Raw genomic sequence first — 17769 nt, 5'->3', positions numbered from 1 at the left:
ACTCGTGCAGCCCAGCTTAGGACGGCGGCGGACGCCCGGGAAGGCCCACGGCCGGTGGGCGCTGCCCCTTAGTTGATCAGTTGGATCCGAAGGCGGGCTCCCCGTTCCTTGGTCACCATCCGCCGTCCAATCGCTCCCTTCTGGGTAAGCCACAGAACGCTGCCGTCAGGAGTTACGGTCTCCACCGTGCCTTGGTCCACGATGTCGTCACCACGCCAAATTTGAACGGTTTGGCCAACCAGCAACCTCCAATTGGTGACGCTCTTACCCTGTGCGGGGACGAAGCGCGACCCAAACAACGACTCTTTCTTACGGTCTTGCACTCGATGACTCCTAGCCTGCTGTACATGGTTCTGTACAAGACCTGTGCCTCCACCGATGCATACGTGACGCGGTTAAGAGGCCCAAAAAAGGAGAAATACGGTTTTCCTAGAGTCCCTTCACGGCACCCAGGACCTTGGTCAGCGAGTCTTTCGCATCGCCAAACAGCAGGGTGGTTTGGGGTTCGTACAACAGTTCATTCTCGATACCGGCAAACCCGGGGCGCATGGAGCGTTTGAGGAACACCACCTGCCGGGCGTCGGCAACCTCCAGGATGGGCATTCCGTAAATCGGCGAACCCGAAGTGGTCTTCGCAGCCGGATTGACCACATCGTTGGCTCCCACCACCAAGGCAACATCGGCCGTCTTGAACTCGGAGTTGATGTCGCCCATTTCCTTCAGTGACTCGTACGGCACGTTGGCCTCCGCAAGCAGCACGTTCATATGCCCCGGCATCCGGCCCGCCACGGGGTGGATGGCGAAATCCACCTCAATCCCCCGTGCTTCCAGGGCCAAAGCAAGCTCGGCAGCAGTGTGCTGCCCTTGGGCTACTGCAAGGCCATATCCGGGAACGATAATCACGCGCTGTGCATAGCCGAGCAGCACTGCGACGTCCTCCGCGCTGGAGGACCGGACCGGCCGCTCACTCACGGCCGTGGATCCGGCAGTGGATCCACCCTTGAACGCTCCGAACATGATGCCTGCGACGCTGCGGCCCATCGCGGCGGCCATGGCCCGGGTAAGGATGGTGCCCGAGGCACCCACCAAGGTGCCGGCAACAACAAGCAGGACGTTCCCCAACACCAGCCCGGACGCCGCCACAGCCAGGCCAGTGAAGGCATTCAGGAGTGAAATGACGATCGGCACGTCAGCGCCACCCACCGGAAGCACCAGCAGGATGCCTGCCACAAGCCCCAGGACCAACAGGACCAGTGCGAGGAGCACCCAACCGTTCAGGATCACCACAACACCGGCGCCCACGGCCGCCAGCAACACCACCGCCATCAGCGCGGGCAGGCCGGGGAACGTCACCGGCCGCGTGGTCATGAGCCCTTGGAGTTTGGCAAAGGTGACACCGGAGCCCGCAAAGGAAACTGCACCCACCAGCAGCGTGAAGACGATGGCCACCCGAACCCAGGAGTCGTCCGTATGTGGAAGCTCCAGCAACGCCACGAGTGCCGCAGCGCCACCGCCCACGCCGTTGAAGAGGGCCACGAGTTGCGGCATCTGCGTCATTTGCACCCGGCGGGCCACCGGCGCCGCCACACCGGAACCGACCGCGATGGCCCCTAGAATCCAGGGAATGTTGTCCAGCTTCACGGACACAAACACCGTCACCACGGCAAGCAGCGCGCCGAATGCTCCAATGAGGTTGCCGCGCCGGGCGGTTCGTGGTGAGTTCAGGCCCTTCAGCGCGAGAATGAAGCACGCCGCCGCGGCCAGGTACAGGAGTGCCGTCCAGGTGGGATTGAGCAGCGTCACTGGTGGCGCTCCTTAGCCACGGTTTCCACGGCATCAACTTTCGACGGCGGCCGTTGCCGTCCCCGGAACATTTCCAGCATGCGGTCAGTCACCACGAACCCGCCCACGAGGTTGGCCGTGGCCAGGACGACCGCCAGCAGGGCGACCGCCAGCACCCACGGATCGGCGGCCTGTCCAGCCACGATGATGGCCCCCACCAGGATGATGCCGTGGATCGCGTTCGCCCCGGACATGAGGGGTGTGTGCAGGGTGCTGGAGACCTTCGAAACAACCTCAAAGCCAACAAAAACGGCCAGCACGGTGATCGTCAGCAGGCTCATGCCGTCCATCAGCGCGCTCCTTCGGTTCCGGGATGAATACTTCCAACGGGTGCCGTTTCCTCGGCGAGCGCGGTGAGTGCCTCGGATGTGGGTGCGTGCCGGACCTCGCCGTGGTGGGTGAGGCACGTGCCTGCAACCACTTCATCGTCAAAGTCCGGGGAAACCACTCCGTCCTTGGTCATGAGGGCCAGGAGGTTGGCCACGTTCTTGGCGTAAAGGCGCGACGCGTCCGCGGGCATCGCTGACGCGGCATCCTTGATTCCCACCAGCGTCACAACCCCCTGACCGTCAGCGGTGGTTATGGGGATGTCCTGCCCGGGAATGCTCCCCTCAACATTGCCGCCGGATTCCGCCGCCAGGTCAACCACCACGGAACCTGGCCTCATGCCCTGCACCATCTCGCGGCTGACCAGCAGGGGTGCGCGCCTGCCAGGGACGGCGGCCGTGGTAATCAACACGTCCGCCTGGGCAACGTGAGGCGCCAAGAGTGCCCGTTGCAATGCGCCGCGGTCCGCGCTCAATTCACGTGCGTACCCACCGGATGCCTCTGCGGTTTCGAGGTCAAGCTTGATGAACGTTCCGCCCATGGACGCTACTTCGTCAGCCGAAGCCGGGCGAATGTCGTTGGCGGAAACCCGGGCGCCGAGCCGCTTGGCTGTTCCGATCGCCTGGAGACCGGCAACACCGGCGCCCAGCACCAACACGCGGGCCGGTGGAATGGTCCCCGCCGCCGTCATGTACAGCGGGAAGAACCGAGGCAACCGCATAGCTGCTTCAAGGACGCACCGATACCCCGCCACCAAGGCCTGGGATGTCAACGCATCCATGGATTGTGCACGCGAAATACGGGGAACCAGCTCAAGGGCGAAGGATGTGATCCCACCGGCGGCGAGCGCCCTCACGGTAGGTAACTCCGAGGACGGCGACCCCAAGCCGACTGTGACAGAGCCCCGGCGAAGGGCTCCCGCCGTCGACGGTTCCATGGGGCGCACGTGGCAGTAGACATCCAGTGTCCCGAGGTCCAGGGATTGGACCACGGAGGCGCCGGCCTGCCGGTAATCGTCGTCGCTATGACCGGAGGCTGATCCGGCCCCGGACTCGATCTGGACTTCCAGGCCCAACCCGGCCAATTGCTTGACCGTTTCAGGCGTGGCGGCCACACGTCGCTCGCCGTCGAGCACCTCGCGCGCTATACCTGCTTTCACCCGCCACCCCTCTTCCCGAACCCTCCAGAAACCAGTTGGCATGAGTCTATGACCGCAAGGGTCCCGGCGGGAGTAGGGGCTGCGCTACGTGCACAAGTCCACTAGGGTCGGTTGAAGCTGGGGGCAACCAGCCACCACACCGTCGACGAGTCGGTTCCGGCCGTGCCGTCGGAAAGGAACGCCGCTATGGACACCTTCAAAATCGGCTATTTCGTCGGAAGCCTGGCAAGCAATTCCATCAACCGGGTCCTCTCCAAGGCCCTGATCAGCGTGGCACCCCCGGAGCTGGAGTTCCATGAGATCGCCATTAAGGACCTCCCCCTCTACAGCTCCGATTACGACGCCGATTTCCCTCCCGCAGGCCGGGAACTGAAAGATGCCATCGCCGCGTCGGACGGGATCCTGTTTGTCTCCCCTGAATACAACCGTTCCATCCCGGGTGCGCTGAAGAACGCCATTGACTGGGGTTCGCGCCCATGGGGAACCAACTCGTTCGCCCGGAAGCCCACGGGGATCATCGGGGCGTCGCCGGGCGGCATTGGCACCGCAGTGATGCAGTCATCCATGCGCAGCGTGCTGAGCTTCCTGGACGCACCGCAACTGAACGCGCCCGAGGCCTATATCCGCTTCGTGGCAGACGCTTACGACGACGACGGTTCAGTCAAGGACGAAGGTACTGCCGGGCTGTTGCGGCACTACATGGAGGAGTACAGCGCGTTCGTGCAGCGTGTCCTCGCCGCCAACGCCCCCGGCCACATCGGTGACCCGGAACCGGACTCCGCCAAACTGACGCGCTAGGCGGCCGCGGGTGCCGCTCCCAGCCCCGCTGCGGCACCCGCTGACAGGCATCCACAGTCATGGTTTAGTCAGTATGCTTACGACTATGAGGATTCGCGAACATGCCCCTACCCCAGGAGACAACGATGCTTCGTAAATTAGCCATGACAACCCTGGCCTTGGCCCTTTTCGCCGGGTGCGCGCTCTCCACTTCGGTGGCAGCCAACGCAGCAGCTGTCACGCAGGGCGGCGTAGCCGCCACCACTCCATCACCGTCACCCGAACCCACCAACCCGAGCGGCCCGTCAACCCAGACGCCCACTAATCCAGCGCCTTCATCGGGGGCATCCAGCACTCCCAATCCCGCGGGTAGCGGCCCGGCCAACCCAGGGACCGGGGAATCGGACCCCCAAGAGCAGACACGCACAGATGTCATTCCATGGATCCTGGCCGCCGTTGCCGCCGCCATCATCATTGCTTTGATCATTTGGACGATGCGAAACCGGCGCGGCCGGGACAAGGGAATCAGCGACGGGCAACGTTAGGCGCTGAGGGACCCTGCTGCCAGCCGTCCAATAAGGCTGCTTTCCAGGTGCTCCAGCAGGTGCCGCGGGTTGTCGTAGACCTCGGCGGCACCTGCATCGCGCAACTCAGCCTCGCTGATACCGCCACAAGTCAGGGCAACCACGGGCACGCCGATAGCCGCACCGGCCTTTACATCCCAAACGGCATCGCCAACAAACACAGCATCCCCGGGGCTGACTTCGAGCTTCTCCAGGCAAGCGACCAGGATGTCCGGGGCAGGCTTGCTTTCCTCGGCATCTTCGGAGCTCGTCCACGCATCGATAGAGGATCCGGCGTCGAGGATGTGCCTGCTGACCTCCAGATCACGCTTTTGCGCCGACGACGCAAGGCCTACCGCCAGGCCACTGCCGGAGCACGCGGCCAGCAGATCACGGACGGAGTCAAAAGGCCGCAGGGTTGGCCAGAATGTTGAGAAGACAGCGCCGTGGGCCGATTTCAGGTCCTCCAGCATGTCCCGGGGGCAGTCGGGCACCTGGTTCTGGACCAACCGATCGCCTCCCATACCCACGAGTCGATGGATCGAGGACATCTCGACGTCCAACCCTTCGCGCCTGAACGCCTGCCACCAGGCCATGGCGTGGAAGTAGCTGGAGTCGATCAGCGTTCCGTCCACATCGAAAAGGACGCCGCGCTTCTTTACCGGGTTCGAGTCAGCTGCCACAATTAACCACCTTTGATTGAGTCTGCGGACTCTGCGCTGCGAGCACAGAATCCATAACAGGTTCCTCCAGCATCAGTACGGCGTAGCGCTCAGCCGTACTGGTGCGGAGCAGGCCCGTCCCCGCCACCTCCCGGATCGCGGCGACACCCTCAACGGCCTCATCGACCGAAGAGAAACGCTTCGACATTCCCATAAGGGAATCATCGCCGTCTACCAGCAAAATTCGACATCCCCCGTCAGGGGTTTCAACCAGCTCCAAATGCCCGGCCATTCAACCCTCCTCGTCGTCAGCAACAACCAACAAGCAACATAGTAAGACTACTTAGTATAGGCCTGGTCGAAATATTGCGTAACGCGGGAAATAGGCGCCTGCAACATCTTGTTGGGACCAGCATGACAACAATCGGAATCATCGGTGCAGGACACATTGGCAGCCAGGTCGCACGCAAGGCAGTGGAACTGGGCTACGACGTCGTGATCAGCAATTCACGGGGTCCCGAAACCCTCGGTGAGCTGGTGGCGGAACTCGGGCCGCGTGCCCGGGCCGCAACGCCGGCCGAGGCAGCAGCGGCGGGCGATTTCGCCGTCGTAACCGTGCCCCTCAAGAACTACCAGGACATCCCCGCGGAGCCGCTCGAAGGCAAGATCGTCATCGACACCAACAACTATTACTGGGAGCGCGATGGCCGCATCCCGGAACTGGACAACGGCGAAGCCACCACCTCCGGCCTGCTTCAAAAGCACCTTCCCACCTCCAAGGTGGCCAAGGGCTTCAACCACATCTTCGCCAAGGAAATCACCACCGACGGAACCCCCGCCGGCACTTCCAACCGTCGCGCGCTGGCAACGGCGAGCGACTTCCCTGAGGCCGCCGAACTGGTCACCAGGCTCTACGACGAATTCGGCTTCGACACCGTCAACGTTGGCCCGCTGGAGGACAGCTGGCGCGTTGAGCGCGACCGGCCCGCATACGTCATCCGGCAAAACGCGGACGAACTCCGCGACAATCTCGCCAAGGCGACCCGCACGGTCTAAGGCATAGCGCACGACGGCGGGCAGGCGGCTTTCGCTTGCCCGCCGCCTTTGTTGTGGGGTGCTTCCGATTTTCGAAGGCGAAACCGTGTCACGAACCGGGTCCGACATGCACTTTATGAGTGGCTGCCTCCTCGGGCGCTCGGCGCATAGGGCAAACGGGGAGGCAGCCGCCCCTTAAAGCCCCTGACCCGAGGAGTCCCATGTCCACCAAAATCTCAAGCTGGCCCGCAGCAACGCCCATGTGGGTCGATCTTGGCGTCGACAACCTTGAAGCAGGCAAGGCCTTCTACGCAGATCTGTTCGGATGGGAATTCGTTTCCGGGGGCGAGGACTCCGGTGACTACCTCCTGGCGCACCTCGGGGGGCGGGCCGTGGCAGGAGTGGGCCCCAAACAGGATCCAGGAATACCCACCGTTTGGACCACGTTCCTGGCGTCGGACGACGTTGATGTCACGTCCAAGAAGGTGGTTTCGTCCGGGGGACAGCTGATGGCACCTCCCTTTGACGTCATGGACTCCGGCCGCATGGCCCTGGCCCTCGATGCCGTCGGCGCCGTCTTCGGGATCTGGCAGGCCGGCACCCACATTGGGGCGGAACGCGTCAATGAGCACGGGGCCTTGTGTTGGAATGAGCTCCACACCCGCGACTACGCCGCCGCCCGCTCTTTCTACTCCGAAGTCTTCGATGTCAGCTACCAGGATGTCACCGAGGAAGGCATGGTCTACTCCACCATCAGGAGGCCCCTGGATGGTCGCGAAGTGGGCGGAGTCCACCACGACACCGAGCTTCCCGAGGACACACCCAACCACTGGATGACGTGGTTCGCCAGCAACTATGTCGAGGGCACTGCCACCCGGGCCGTCGAGCTTGGCGCCACGCTCCTGGGACCTGTCACGGAAAGCCCTTTTGGCCGAATGGCCGTGGTCCGGGCGCCGCAGGGTGAGGTGTTCGGCATCATCGACGTTCCCAGCACCAGCGAGTAGTCAGGCTGCAGCCGGGTCCAGGGCCTCAGCGATGACCTCGTGCGCGTGCGCTGCCGCAAGGGGCGCCGCCAAGCGATGTACCGCTTGGAAGGTCCTGCGAACCGCCGGCCCGTGCCATTCGGGCGGGAGGTAGTCGGTGGGCAGGTTTGGGTCCCGGTACGGGAACTTGCGCCACATGGTGAGCATCGGAATGTAATAGCGGAAAGCGTCGCGCCGCAGCTCTACGGTGGACTCAGCCAAGGCACGGTCAGGATCCTCGCCTACCCGCCCGGCCCACTGCTGTTCTGCTCCGTCGTAGAGCTCAAGGAACTCGGTGAACTGCTCATCGAGTTCCTTGAGGTCCCACCATTCAGAGATCTTGGGCCGCATGGGTCCATCAAAGACGTAGTCGCTGCGGAACAGGTCAACAAACTCGATCAATCCGCTTGCCGTGAGCCGCTCCCTGGCCTGTTCCAGCTTGTGGGCAGGTGCAATCCATACCCCGTTGGCCACGGATCCAAACCCCAGGCCCAGCAGGGCAGAGCGCAGTTGGTGCCGGCGGTTCCGCATGGATTCCGGCACCGAGAAAACGGCCAGCACCCAGGTATCCACGGGGGCGGGCTGTTCGGGAGCGAAGATCCGCCGGTCGCCTTCGCGGAATACATCGCTGACCGACTCTGAAATCTTGTACTTGGCAATCCCGTCCTCGCGGACACTCTTCAACACACCCTTGGCTTTAAGCCTGGACACTGAGGACCTCACTCCCGGCGCGTCATAACCGAGTGAACCCAGCATGGAGATCAGTGCAGAGACCGGCAAAGCATCGCCGGCGTTCCGGCCATAGAGGCCGAAGATCGTGACGAGGAGCTGCTGGTGGCGCACCGGGGGCGCCGGGACGGCGAACATCGAAAGGGTCCTCATTTCCGCGCCGCAGTTCAGGCGCCAGTCCAGTTCATCATAGGTGTGGGATATCCGGTTCCTCATGGCTGGCCACCACATAATAAGCATGCTTACTATGGGTGAACGCTGTTTCGTGGCTGATACCGCCTCGAAAGGTCCTCTCCGTATCAACGATAGGAAGCACATCATGGCAGGAAATCTCGTAGCCCGTTCCATTCACGACCTCACAGCCGCAGCATGGTTTGGCGGCTCGCTGATGGGGGCCGTCGGACTCAACGGTGCAACAGCGGAAGCCAAAGACCCCACGGAACGAACCCGTCTTTCAAGCAAAGGATGGGGCAAATGGGCTCCGATTCAGACAGCCGCCTTTGCCGGGCATCTGGCCGCAGACCTGGCCATTGCGTGGGAGAACAAAGGGCGCATTGCCAAGCAGGACAGCGTGGCCGCAAACACCATCTACAAGACAGTGGTGACCCTGGCTGGAGCTGCGGTTACTTTGTACGCCGGGGTTGTGGGCAAGAAAGTGGATGAGCTGTCCCACGAAGGCGCAGAAGGGGCAACGGAACCGCGCCCCGGCGCATCGGATGAGTTGAAGGCCGCCCAAACCCAGCTGAAGGCACTCCAGTGGGCCATTCCCGCCTTCGCCGCCTGGGTGATCGTTCTTGGTGCCAAGCATGGCGAGATGCAGCGCCCCAAGAACATCCTGAAGGGCCTGCGCTAGCCACCTCACCCCACGCCGGGATGACAATTAGTGACAGTGCCGGCGCTCGACATTGTTATTAAATGGCATCTCGGCGAAGACTATTCGGCGCCCCGCACAGCCCTGACGAAATGCTCCGGCCAGGGCTGTGCGGCGTCGGTGCCGTTGGGGACGTGAACCGTGGTGACCGTCCCGTAAGCGGCGACGTCGCCGGCGTCGGACGTTACTTCGAAAGCCATGGTCAGCGAGGTCCGGCCGAGCGCGTGGATCTTCACCGTTGCGGTGATGCGCTGGCCGAACCACAGCTTGGCTTTGTAATTGATGACTTGCTGGACGCGGGGAGCGTTCGGGAAGTAATCCGGCAGCACCAGCTTCCGGAAGAGCTCGGCTTCGGCGGCTTCTACCCAACGCAGTATGGCCGAATTGTGCTGGTGGCCCGAAGCATCGGTATCCACCCACTCCACCGTCCGCTCGACGCACGCCTCCGGAAAGCTTTCCACGGCTCCCCTTAGCGGGCGCTGACGGTGGCGTCGTCAGGGTCGACGGCGGTCACGGGCACCTCGGGCTGCGGCTTCGGGATCATCGCCACAGCGCCGGCGGCCAATACTGCGATGCCGGCGAAGATCGCGAAGTTGGCCTCAAAAGGCAGCTTCGAGCCTGCAATCCAGCCGCCGATCAATGGCCCGGAGATGGCGCCCAGACGGGCGAAGCTCAGTGCCCAGCCCGTAGCCGTTCCGCGAACCTTGGCCGGGTAGTAGTCGGCGATGTAACCCGTGAGGACCAGCGACGTGGAGATGGAACCGACGCCGGCGAAGGCGACGAACAGCAGGTTGACCACCATGGTGTTCGGGAAGACGAGGAGCATGATGCCCAGTCCGCCCAGGATGTAGAACACCACCAGGATGAGCTTCTTACCGTATTTGTCGGCAGCGCGCCCCAGGAGCAGGCCGCCGATGGCCGACGCCAGGCTGAAGACCAGGAGGAACGTCAGTGAAGAACCGAGGTCGTAGCCGGCCTTCTTCATGATGCTCGGCAGCCACGTGTTCAGGCCGTAGACCAGCACCAGGCCGCAGAACAGCGAGATCCAGAAGAACACGGTGGACCGCAGGTACTTCCGCGAGAACATGGTGGTGATGGTCTTCCACCACGGATCAGCGACTTGGGCTCCGGAGGGAGCCACTGGGACCACGGGCCGGTAATTTGCGATCCGCAGCTTGGCGGCCAGCGCCTTGGCTTCGGATCGCCGTCCCTTGGACTCCAGATATTCGAGGGACTCAGGAAGGAACTTCCAGATGATCGGAATCAGCACTACTGGAGCAGCGCCGATCGCGATCACTGCGCGCCAACCACCCACCGGCAGGACGAACAGTGCCGCAAGTGCCGCCGCAACGATCCCCAGCGAATAGCCGGAGTACATGAGGCCGTAGTTGTAGGACCGCTTGTTCGGAGCCGAATACTCGATGGTGAGGGCCGCTGCCACCGGGATGACGCCGCCCATTCCCAAGCCACCAATCAGGCGGAAGATGCCGAACAGTTCAGGCGTCGGAGCCCACGCCGCCCCGGCCTGGGTGAGCGTGAAGATCACCATGGAGGCCAGAAGCATCTTCTTGCGACCCACCAGGTCACTGAGTGTCCCGATAAACAGGGCACCAATAAGCATGCCGATCAGGGCATATGATCCAAGGCCGCCCAGAGCGAGAGGGCTGAGGTTCCATTCCTTGTACTCGGCAAGGGCCGGCAGGATGGCACCGAGGACGCCGACGTCGTACCCTTCGGCGAGAATTGCGAGCCAGCAGCAGAACAGCACCAGGCCGGTGGTCTTCTTGGGCACGTTCCAGTCGTTGACTGGTGCGGTGGCCATGGTTACTTCACCAAAACCGATGCGGCGGCCGACTCAGGAGTCCAGCGCAGGTGGGTGTTGGCTTCTTCGATGTCCGCTTCCTTCAGCAAGGAAAGGCGGGGGCGAACGGCATCCGTTCGGGAGCTCGGCGGCTTGCGGCGACCGGCACGGAACTGCGGAATCCACTGGGCACCCGGGCCTTGGTATTCCTGTTCGGCGGCAGCGTGCAGGGTCCACTGGGGATCGTAAAGGTGCGTACGGCCCAGGGCGATGAGGTCCGCACGGCCCGCAAGGAGGATGGAGTTCACGTCGTCGTAGCTGGAGATGGCGCCGACGGCGATCACGGCCACGCCTGCCGGAGCGGCAACTTCCTGACGGATGCGGTCGGCAAACGGGGTCTGGTAGCTGCGGCCGAAAGCGGGCTTCTCTTCCTTGGCAACCTGGCCGGTGGAGATGTCCAGCCCGGCTGCACCGTGCTCAACAAACGCCTTGGCAATGGCCACCGAATCATCGGAGGTGTTTCCACCCTCGATCCAGTCGGTCGCGGAGATGCGGACCGTCACGGGCTTGCTGGCAGGCCAAACCGCACGAACGGCGTCGAACACTTCCAGCGGGAACCGCAGCCGGTTCTCCAGGCTGCCGCCGTATTCGTCCGTCCGCTTGTTCGAGACCGGCGAAAGGAACGATGACAGCAGGTAGCCGTGGGCGGCGTGGACTTCCAGGAGGTCGAAGCCTGCCTGCTCTGCGCGGACAGTCGAGGCAACGAACTCCGCCTTGATGGCATCCATGCCGGCGCGATCCAGCTCCACAGGTGTCTGGTTCTCCGGGCTGTACGGCAAGGCTGAGGGCCCGACAGCGGTCCAGTTGCCGGACTCGAGCGGCTGGTCGATGCCCTCCCACATGAGCCTGGTGGAACCCTTGCGGCCTGAATGGCCCAACTGCGCACCGATCTTGGCGGTGGAACGGCTGTGAACGAAGTCCACGATTTCCTTCCAGCTGTCGCGCTGCTCGTCCGTGTACAGACCGCTGCAGCCCGGGGTGATGCGGCCGGCTGCGGAGACGCAGACCATTTCGGTCATGACCAGCCCGGCACCGCCGAGGGCTTTGGAGCCGAGGTGAACCTTGTGGAAGTCGCCAGGAATGCCGTCCGTGGCTGAGTACATGTCCATCGGGGAGACGACAATACGGTTCTTGAGCTCCAGTTCGCCCACACGGAACGGCTGGAACATGGCCGGGGCAACCTCGGCGAGGCCCTGTGACTCTGCGAAGTCGCGGTCCACGGCGTCAGCGAACTCGGGATCACGCAAGCGAAGGTTCTCTTGGGTGATGCGCCGGCTGCGGGTGAGCAGGTTGAACGCGAACTGGGTGGGGTCCTGGTCCTTGTACTGGCCGATGCGCTCGAACCACTCAAGGGATGCCTGGGCGGCACGCTGGGTGGACGCCACCACGGGCCGGCGCTCTGCCTCGTAGGCGGCCAATGCAGACTCAACATCAGGGTGCTCGTGCAGGCAGGCAGCCAGCGCCAGGGAGTCTTCCATGGCCAGCTTGGTGCCTGAGCCGATGGAGAAGTGAGCGGTGTGGGCAGCGTCGCCCAGCAGCACCACGTTGTTGTGGCGCCAGCTCTCGTTCCGGACAGTAGTGAAGTTGATCCACTTGGAGTTGTTCGTCAGGACCTCGTAGCCGTTCAGCTCCTCTGCGAAAATCTCGCGGATCTTGGCGATGGCTTTCTCGTCGGAGACGCCCGGAGGGAAGACCTCGTTGGCGGTCTCGTCGAAACCTGCCGCATGCCACACGTCCTGGTGCATTTCCACGATGAACGTGGAGCCCTCGTCGGAGTACGGGTAGCCGTGGATCTGCATGACGCCCCACTCGGTCTCCTTCACGAAGAACTTGAAGGCCTCAAATACCTGGTCCGTGCCAAGCCACATGAACTTGTTGGTCCGCGGGTCCAGGTTCGGTTTGAAGGAGTCCGCGTACTTGGCGCGGATCTGCGAATTGACGCCATCGGCGGCGAGCACAAGATCGTAATTGGCTTCGAGCTCCTCGACGGCCGGGGCCAAGGTGCTGAAGCGCACGTCGACGTTCAGCTCGATGCAGCGGCGCTGCAGCAGCTCTAGCAATTCCTTGCGGCTCATGGCAGCGAAGCCCTGGCCGCCGACAGTGATCATCTGGTCGCGGAAGTGGATGTCGATATCGGACCAGCGGGCAAAACGGCGGCTCATGTACTCGGCCACCACGGGATCGGCGTTGCCGATGCCGCCCAGCGTCTCATCGGAAAATACCACGCCGAAGCCAAAGGTGTCGCTGGCAGCGTTGCGTTCCCAGAGCGTGATGTCGTGCGACGGGTCCAGCTGCTTCATGAGTGCTGCGAAGTACAGGCCGCCGGGGCCGCCTCCAACGATTGCGATTTTCATGGTGTTGCTCCTTCTCAGGCCTGGCTCTGGCCGGCGGGGGTCAGTTGTTCGGTGTTGCTCGCGTTCCCGGTTGCGTCCTCTGAGAGGACTTTGTCGCGGAGCTTGAAGTGCTGGAGTTTGCCGCTGGGGTTGCGGGGTAGTTCGGTGACGAAGCGGACGTCACGCGGGTACTTGTACGGGGCGATGGTCTGCTTCACGAAGTCCTGGATTTCCTTGCGCTTGGCGGCGTCGCCGGTGACGCCCTCACGCAGGACGACGAACGCGCAGACGATGCTGCCGCGCTCCTCATCCGGAATTCCGATGACCGCGTTCTCCACCACATCCGGGTGTTGGTCGATTGCCGTCTCAACCTCGGGCGCACCGATGTTGTAGCCGGAGGAGACGATCATGTTGTCCGAGCGGGCCTGGTACGTGAAGTACCCGTCCGCGTCCATGGCGAACGTGTCCCCGGTGACGTTCCAGCCGCGGACCACGTAGTTCGCCTGCCGGGCATCGTCCAGGTAGCGGCACCCTGTGGGGCCAATGACGGCCAGTCGACCGATGGTGCCCGGGCCAAGTTCGTTGCCGTCGTCGTCCAGAATGGTGGCCCTGAACCCCGGAACGGCCCGGCCGGTGGTTCCCGGGCGGATGTCGTCTCCGGCGGCGGAGATGAAGACGTGCAGCATCTCCGTGGCGCCGATCCCGTTGACCAACCGCAGGCCCGTGGCCTCATGCACGGCTTCCCAGGTTTCCTTGGACAGGTGCTCGCCCGCCGACACAGCGATGCGCAGGCCGCGCAGCAGCTCGCCGCGCTTCTCTTTGAGGATGGCCCGGTAGGCCGTGGGGGCAGTGAAGAGGATGGTGGCTCCGGCTTTTGAGGCATGCTCGGCCAGCTCCACCGGACCCGCCTTTTCGGTCAGGAGCGACGACGCGCCAAACCTCAGCGGGAAGACCACCAGGCCACCCAGGCCGAAAGTGAAGGCCAACGGCGGTGATCCTGCAAAAACATCGTCTGCTGTGGGCTGCAGGATGTAGCGGGCAAAGGTGTCGGCGTTGGCCAGGATGTCCCGGTGGAAGTGCATAGTCACCTTCGGCACACCGGTGGTGCCCGACGTCGGACCCAGCAAGGCAACGTCGTCGGCGGCGGTGTCCACAGCCGTGAACTTGCCGCTCTTGTGCCCGCAGCGCGAGGCGAGGTCGCCGTCGTCGTCGAATCCTTTATCGGCTCCGTACGTCAGGACGGTGACGTCTTCCCCGGCCGCAACCAACAGCTCATCCACGAACCGGTGATCAGAAATAGCCACCACCGGCTTGGTGAGTTCGATCAGCGTGGAGACCTCTGTGGAGCGCAGCATGGGCATGGTGGTGACCACCACGGCGCCGGCCTTCAGCACCCCTAGCCAGCCCGCGACGATCCACGGGTTGTTGGGGCCACGCAGCAACACCCGGTTGCCGGGAACCACACCGAGGTCTTCGGTGAGGACCTGGGCCACCTGGTTGGAACGCGTCTGGAGCTGACCATAGGTCCAGACCGAGCCATCGGGTGTCCACAGGGCCGGGCGGTCCGCGCCGTACTGCTCGACAGCGTCGTCGATCAGTACCGCGGCAGCATTGAGCCGTTCCGGGTAGTGAAGCTCGGGAAGGGTGAATTCAAGCGCAGGCCAGGTATCGGCGGGCGGCAGGTGGTCGCGGGTGAAGGTGTCCACGTGGGCCGATGGCATCATGCTCATGGCCGTTCCTTTCAGTGGTGCGTCGTTGAAGCTGATGGTTGGGGAGGTAGAAAGCTCTTTAGGCGCCGGCCCGGATCATGCCCTCTTGGGCCACCGTGGCGAGGAGCCTTCCTTGCTTGTCGAAGAAGCGGCCCATGGCGAGGCCCCTGTTGCTTTGACCAGAGATGGCGTCCTGGGCGTAGAGCACCCAGTCGTCAGCGCGGCCGTCCCGGTGGAACCACATGGAGTGGTCGAGGCTGGCGGTGGCGAGGCCCGGGCTGGACCAGTTGAGACCATTGACCCGGAGCAGCGGCTCCAGGATGGTGTAATCGCAGACGTAGGCGAGGGCGGCGCGGTGGAGGTCGGCGTCGTCGGGCAAAGCATCGAAGGCCTTGACCCAGATGGCTTGCTGCGGCACGGCACCGCCTTCCAACTCGATGTATACCGGACCAGGAATATGCCGCATATCGAAACTGCGACCCGTGGACCAATAGTCTGCGGCCGGCCCGTCTGTCCCGTCCAGCGCTTCCGCTGCGGTCCGCAGCGATTCAGGCTCGACGGCGGCAGGGGCTTCAGGTTGGAAGTCCGGACCGTCCTCGGGAACCTGGAAGGAACCCATCGCGGCATAGACGGGTTTCCCGTTCTGGAAGCCGCGGACGGTGCGGGTGGAGTACCCGCGGCCATCCCTCAGGCGTTCTACTTCGTAGCGAACACTGGAACCGATATCCACGGGACGCATGAAGTAGCTGTGCATGGAGTGCAGCTGCCGGTCCGCGTCAACGGAACGCATCATTGCAGCTGCGGCCTGGGCCACCATGTCTCCGCCGTAGGCTTTTGGCCACGGCACGTACTGGGTGGTTGCTTCATACGCTTCATCGAATACTTCTGCCGTTGCCGGCGTGAGCTCGATGGCCTTGAGAAAGGTCTCCGACGTCAGGGTTCCAGTGATCATGGCTTAGACCCGGCGGTAGTCGGCGAGGGTTTCGTCGGCGACGTCTTCGAGGTTGACCACCAGGTTTTCCGGCGTACGGGCCGTCAGCCAGACGAGTTCCTCAGTGATGGACATGTTGGCTTCGACGTGGGGCATGAAGGGCGGGACGAAAACCCAGTCGCCGGCCTTCATGTCGATGAACTCCGAGTAGTTCTCGCCGAAGTAGATCCGGCCGTGGCCCCGGAGCACGTAGCCGCCGGTTTCAGCCTCGCCGTGGTGGTGCGGGAGTGAGCGGTATCCGGGAGTGTTGGAGACCTGGCCGAACCAGATCTTGGTTGCGGGGGTGTGCTGGATGCTCACGCCGGAGACGCGGATGCAGTCCCCGGACTGGGCGGTGTTGGTGTCCTCCGCGCCAGCGCGGGTGACGACCGGAACGACCTTGCCATCTGCCTGGGCGTAGATGGAGTTGTCGCCTTCGAGGCGGTATTCGGTGGCGGTCTGGCTCATGGGGCTCTCCTTTGATGTGGTGTGGTTTAGGCGTTTGCCGGGACTGGTACGTGGATCCGGAACTGGTTCTGCAGCCGGCCGATCCCGTCGATTTCGGTGGTGAGGACATCGCCGTCGTTGAGGTAGCGGGGCGGGGTCATCCCCATGCCCACACCCCCGGGTGTTCCCGTCAGGACGAGGTCGCCGGGGCGCAGGACGGTGAACTGCGAGATATAGGACAGGAGCTGCGCGGGGCCAAACACCAGGGTGCTGGTGTTCCCCTGCTGCACCAGCTCGCCGTTGACGTAGCCGCGGACCTCGAAGCTCTGGCCTGCCTCATCGGCCGTCAACATGACAGGGCCCACGGGAGTGCTGCCATCCCAGGCCTTCCCCTGGAACCACTGAAGGGTTCGGCTCTGCCAGTCGCGCATGGAGACATCGTTGGCCACGGTGTACCCGGCGATTGCCTCGCTCGCCTGGTCTTCGTCCGCACGGAACAGTTCAGAACCCACGACGACGGCGAGCTCGGCTTCCCAGTCGACGCGGACGCTGCCGTGGACTTCTACGGCGTCGTTTGCTCCGACCAGGGTGTCTGCGTATTTGGCGAAGAGCGTGGGGTACTCAGGAAGTTCGCGGCCCATTTCCTGGATGTGGTCACCGTAGTTCAGGCCGCAGCAGATGACCTTGCCTGCACGGGGCAGGAGCGGCGCCAGGTCGGCGTCGGCTGCAGCGATGACGGCCTGCCCGTTGGACGCTGCAGTCTCTGCTGCCTTCTCGACGACCAACCGCCACTCCGGCTGGGCCAGGAGGGCCCCGACGTCAGTGGCGGGCAGCGCGAGGTAGGAGTCGGTGCCCGTGGCGAGTGCCGCCGTCGTACCTCCGTTGGCCGTGCGCAAGGTGGCGAGTTTCATTGCGGGTTCCCTTCGAGTCTTTGTGATGTGTCGACTTTTTTACGATCGTCACATATGCTCAACGTAGCACGGCAGAAATGATCTGCACAGAGGCTTTCCAAAAGTTTTTGCAGTTGCCACAACGAGGAGGAACAGCATGAGCCACCAGACGATCAACCCGGAATCGCTGCCCAAGCCATCGGGTTTCGCGCACGGCATTCTTGCCGGAAACACTGTTTTCCTGGGCGGGCAGACGGCCTTGGACAAGAACATGAACATCGTTCCCGGCGGCATCGTGGAGCAGTTCACGCAGGCGTTCTCCAACGTCATCACCACCTTGCGCGAGGCCGGCGGACAGCCCGAGGACCTGGTCAACGTGACCATCTACCTCACGGACGTGGACGACTACATGGCCAATGGCCGCGAGATCGGGCGCATCTGGCGTGACATGGCAGGCTCTCAATACCCCGCGATGGCCGGTATCGGCGTCACGCGCCTGTGGCAGAAAGAGGCCCTGATCGAAATCCAGGGCATCGCGGTGATCCCGGAGCGCTAAACATCTGGACCGCGCA

General features: G+C 63.4%; 20 protein-coding genes. 6 read left to right on the top strand and 14 right to left on the bottom strand.

What is annotated here, in order from left to right; genetic code table 11:
* Positions 1-68: 68 nt before the first annotated feature.
* The 4 genes from N7568_RS10350 to N7568_RS10335 form a co-directional block, all read right to left on the bottom strand.
* A complete protein-coding gene (locus tag N7568_RS10350) occupies positions 69-323 on the bottom strand; it encodes a hypothetical protein (protein ID WP_231340401.1) in 255 nt (84 codons plus the stop codon).
* A gap of 106 nt (positions 324-429) precedes the next feature.
* Positions 430-1803 (bottom strand): NAD(P)(+) transhydrogenase (Re/Si-specific) subunit beta, encoded by a 1374-nt coding sequence (locus tag N7568_RS10345; protein ID WP_261609741.1) that lies wholly within the window; start codon positions 1801-1803, stop codon positions 430-432.
* Positions 1800-2132 (bottom strand): NAD(P) transhydrogenase subunit alpha, encoded by a 333-nt coding sequence (locus tag N7568_RS10340; RefSeq protein WP_261609740.1) that lies wholly within the window; start codon positions 2130-2132, stop codon positions 1800-1802. The genes N7568_RS10345 and N7568_RS10340 overlap by 4 nt, the downstream gene beginning before the upstream one ends.
* On the bottom strand, positions 2132-3328 hold the full coding sequence (locus N7568_RS10335; RefSeq protein ID WP_261609739.1) for a Re/Si-specific NAD(P)(+) transhydrogenase subunit alpha: 1197 nt from the start codon (positions 3326-3328) through the stop codon (positions 2132-2134). Before N7568_RS10335 ends, N7568_RS10340 begins: the two co-directional genes overlap by 1 nt.
* A gap of 186 nt (positions 3329-3514) precedes the next feature.
* Here N7568_RS10335 and N7568_RS10330 point away from each other — a divergent pair, with 186 nt between their 5' ends.
* Positions 3515-4126, top strand: coding sequence for an NADPH-dependent FMN reductase (locus N7568_RS10330; RefSeq protein ID WP_261609738.1), 612 nt, complete (start codon positions 3515-3517; stop codon positions 4124-4126).
* Positions 4127-4251: 125 nt separating this feature from the next.
* Entirely contained in the window at positions 4252-4650 is a 399-nt protein-coding gene (locus N7568_RS10325; protein WP_261609737.1) for a hypothetical protein, read from the top strand.
* Here the strand turns inward: N7568_RS10325 and N7568_RS10320 are convergent.
* Positions 4647-5351 carry an HAD family hydrolase gene (locus tag N7568_RS10320; RefSeq protein WP_261609736.1) on the bottom strand — a complete coding sequence of 235 codons (705 nt, stop codon included), beginning with the start codon at positions 5349-5351 and terminating at the stop codon, positions 4647-4649. The genes N7568_RS10325 and N7568_RS10320 overlap by 4 nt on opposite strands.
* Positions 5341-5538, bottom strand: coding sequence for a hypothetical protein (locus tag N7568_RS10315; protein WP_261609735.1), 198 nt, complete (start codon positions 5536-5538; stop codon positions 5341-5343). Before N7568_RS10315 ends, N7568_RS10320 begins: the two co-directional genes overlap by 11 nt.
* Positions 5539-5744: 206 nt before the next feature.
* Here N7568_RS10315 and N7568_RS10310 point away from each other — a divergent pair, with 206 nt between their 5' ends.
* Together N7568_RS10310 and N7568_RS10305 are read left to right on the top strand one after the other, a co-directional pair.
* Complete coding sequence (locus N7568_RS10310; RefSeq protein ID WP_261609734.1) at positions 5745-6386, top strand: NADPH-dependent F420 reductase; 642 nt, start codon at positions 5745-5747, stop codon at positions 6384-6386.
* A gap of 200 nt (positions 6387-6586) precedes the next feature.
* Positions 6587-7369: a VOC family protein gene (locus N7568_RS10305; RefSeq protein ID WP_261609733.1), complete on the top strand. Its 783-nt coding sequence runs from the start codon at positions 6587-6589 to the stop codon at positions 7367-7369.
* On the opposite strand, the gene N7568_RS10300 is transcribed toward N7568_RS10305, so the two are convergent.
* Positions 7370-8332 carry a PaaX family transcriptional regulator gene (locus tag N7568_RS10300; protein WP_261609732.1) on the bottom strand — a complete coding sequence of 321 codons (963 nt, stop codon included), beginning with the start codon at positions 8330-8332 and terminating at the stop codon, positions 7370-7372.
* Between the two features lie 103 nt (positions 8333-8435).
* Here N7568_RS10300 and N7568_RS10295 point away from each other — a divergent pair, with 103 nt between their 5' ends.
* Positions 8436-8969, top strand: coding sequence for a hypothetical protein (locus tag N7568_RS10295; RefSeq protein ID WP_261609731.1), 534 nt, complete (start codon positions 8436-8438; stop codon positions 8967-8969).
* An 80-nt stretch (positions 8970-9049) separates the two neighbouring features.
* Here N7568_RS10295 and N7568_RS10290 read toward each other — a convergent pair whose 3' ends face one another.
* From N7568_RS10290 to N7568_RS10260, 7 genes are read right to left on the bottom strand one after another with little or no spacing between them, the layout of a single operon-like run.
* The gene (locus N7568_RS10290) at positions 9050-9448 is read right to left on the bottom strand and encodes an acyl-CoA thioesterase (protein ID WP_261609730.1); all 399 of its coding nucleotides are present in this window, start codon (positions 9446-9448) and stop codon (positions 9050-9052) included.
* 8 nt (positions 9449-9456) lie between these two features.
* A complete protein-coding gene (locus N7568_RS10285) occupies positions 9457-10809 on the bottom strand; it encodes an MFS transporter (RefSeq protein ID WP_261609729.1) in 1353 nt (450 codons plus the stop codon).
* Positions 10810-10811: 2 nt separating this feature from the next.
* Positions 10812-13202: a bifunctional salicylyl-CoA 5-hydroxylase/oxidoreductase gene (locus tag N7568_RS10280; RefSeq protein WP_261609728.1), complete on the bottom strand. Its 2391-nt coding sequence runs from the start codon at positions 13200-13202 to the stop codon at positions 10812-10814.
* Between the two features lie 14 nt (positions 13203-13216).
* On the bottom strand, positions 13217-14911 hold the full coding sequence (locus tag N7568_RS10275) for an AMP-binding protein (RefSeq protein WP_261609727.1): 1695 nt from the start codon (positions 14909-14911) through the stop codon (positions 13217-13219).
* Positions 14912-14969: 58 nt separating this feature from the next.
* The gene (locus N7568_RS10270; RefSeq protein WP_261609726.1) at positions 14970-15842 is read right to left on the bottom strand and encodes an acyl-CoA thioesterase; all 873 of its coding nucleotides are present in this window, start codon (positions 15840-15842) and stop codon (positions 14970-14972) included.
* Positions 15843-15845: 3 nt separating this feature from the next.
* Positions 15846-16328 (bottom strand): cupin domain-containing protein, encoded by a 483-nt coding sequence (locus tag N7568_RS10265; RefSeq protein WP_261609725.1) that lies wholly within the window; start codon positions 16326-16328, stop codon positions 15846-15848.
* Between the two features lie 26 nt (positions 16329-16354).
* Entirely contained in the window at positions 16355-17218 is an 864-nt protein-coding gene (locus N7568_RS10260; protein WP_261609724.1) for a fumarylacetoacetate hydrolase family protein, read from the bottom strand.
* 136 nt (positions 17219-17354) lie between these two features.
* Here N7568_RS10260 and N7568_RS10255 point away from each other — a divergent pair, with 136 nt between their 5' ends.
* Positions 17355-17753 carry a RidA family protein gene (locus N7568_RS10255; protein ID WP_159708016.1) on the top strand — a complete coding sequence of 133 codons (399 nt, stop codon included), beginning with the start codon at positions 17355-17357 and terminating at the stop codon, positions 17751-17753.
* Positions 17754-17769 lie beyond the last annotated feature (16 nt).

It is taken from the genome of Paenarthrobacter aurescens, from assembly GCF_025421775.1.
GTDB lineage: Bacteria > Actinomycetota > Actinomycetes > Actinomycetales > Micrococcaceae > Arthrobacter > Arthrobacter aurescens_B.
Note: the sequence above shows the minus strand (reverse complement) of the source record. Positions and strands in the feature narration are given on the sequence as shown.

Excerpts from the sequence above, each read along its gene's own strand:
- N7568_RS10285 (WP_261609729.1), bottom strand. The coding sequence starts at position 10,809 with ATGGCCACCGCACCAGTCAACGACTGGAACGTGCCCAAGAAGACCACC.
- N7568_RS10300 (WP_261609732.1), bottom strand. The coding sequence starts at position 8,332 with ATGAGGAACCGGATATCCCACACCTATGATGAACTGGACTGGCGCCTG.
- N7568_RS10270 (WP_261609726.1), bottom strand. The coding sequence starts at position 15,842 with ATGATCACTGGAACCCTGACGTCGGAGACCTTTCTCAAGGCCATCGAG.
- N7568_RS10330 (WP_261609738.1), top strand. The coding sequence starts at position 3,515 with ATGGACACCTTCAAAATCGGCTATTTCGTCGGAAGCCTGGCAAGCAAT.
- N7568_RS10310 (WP_261609734.1), top strand. The coding sequence starts at position 5,745 with ATGACAACAATCGGAATCATCGGTGCAGGACACATTGGCAGCCAGGTC.
- N7568_RS10315 (WP_261609735.1), bottom strand. The coding sequence starts at position 5,538 with ATGTCGAAGCGTTTCTCTTCGGTCGATGAGGCCGTTGAGGGTGTCGCC.
- N7568_RS10265 (WP_261609725.1), bottom strand. The coding sequence starts at position 16,328 with ATGAGCCAGACCGCCACCGAATACCGCCTCGAAGGCGACAACTCCATC.
- N7568_RS10275 (WP_261609727.1), bottom strand. The coding sequence starts at position 14,911 with ATGAGCATGATGCCATCGGCCCACGTGGACACCTTCACCCGCGACCAC.
- N7568_RS10260 (WP_261609724.1), bottom strand. The coding sequence starts at position 17,218 with ATGAAACTCGCCACCTTGCGCACGGCCAACGGAGGTACGACGGCGGCA.
- N7568_RS10325 (WP_261609737.1), top strand. The coding sequence starts at position 4,252 with ATGCTTCGTAAATTAGCCATGACAACCCTGGCCTTGGCCCTTTTCGCC.
- N7568_RS10295 (WP_261609731.1), top strand. The coding sequence starts at position 8,436 with ATGGCAGGAAATCTCGTAGCCCGTTCCATTCACGACCTCACAGCCGCA.
- N7568_RS10340 (WP_261609740.1), bottom strand. The coding sequence starts at position 2,132 with ATGGACGGCATGAGCCTGCTGACGATCACCGTGCTGGCCGTTTTTGTT.
- N7568_RS10255 (WP_159708016.1), top strand. The coding sequence starts at position 17,355 with ATGAGCCACCAGACGATCAACCCGGAATCGCTGCCCAAGCCATCGGGT.
- N7568_RS10280 (WP_261609728.1), bottom strand. The coding sequence starts at position 13,202 with ATGAAAATCGCAATCGTTGGAGGCGGCCCCGGCGGCCTGTACTTCGCA.
- N7568_RS10305 (WP_261609733.1), top strand. The coding sequence starts at position 6,587 with ATGTCCACCAAAATCTCAAGCTGGCCCGCAGCAACGCCCATGTGGGTC.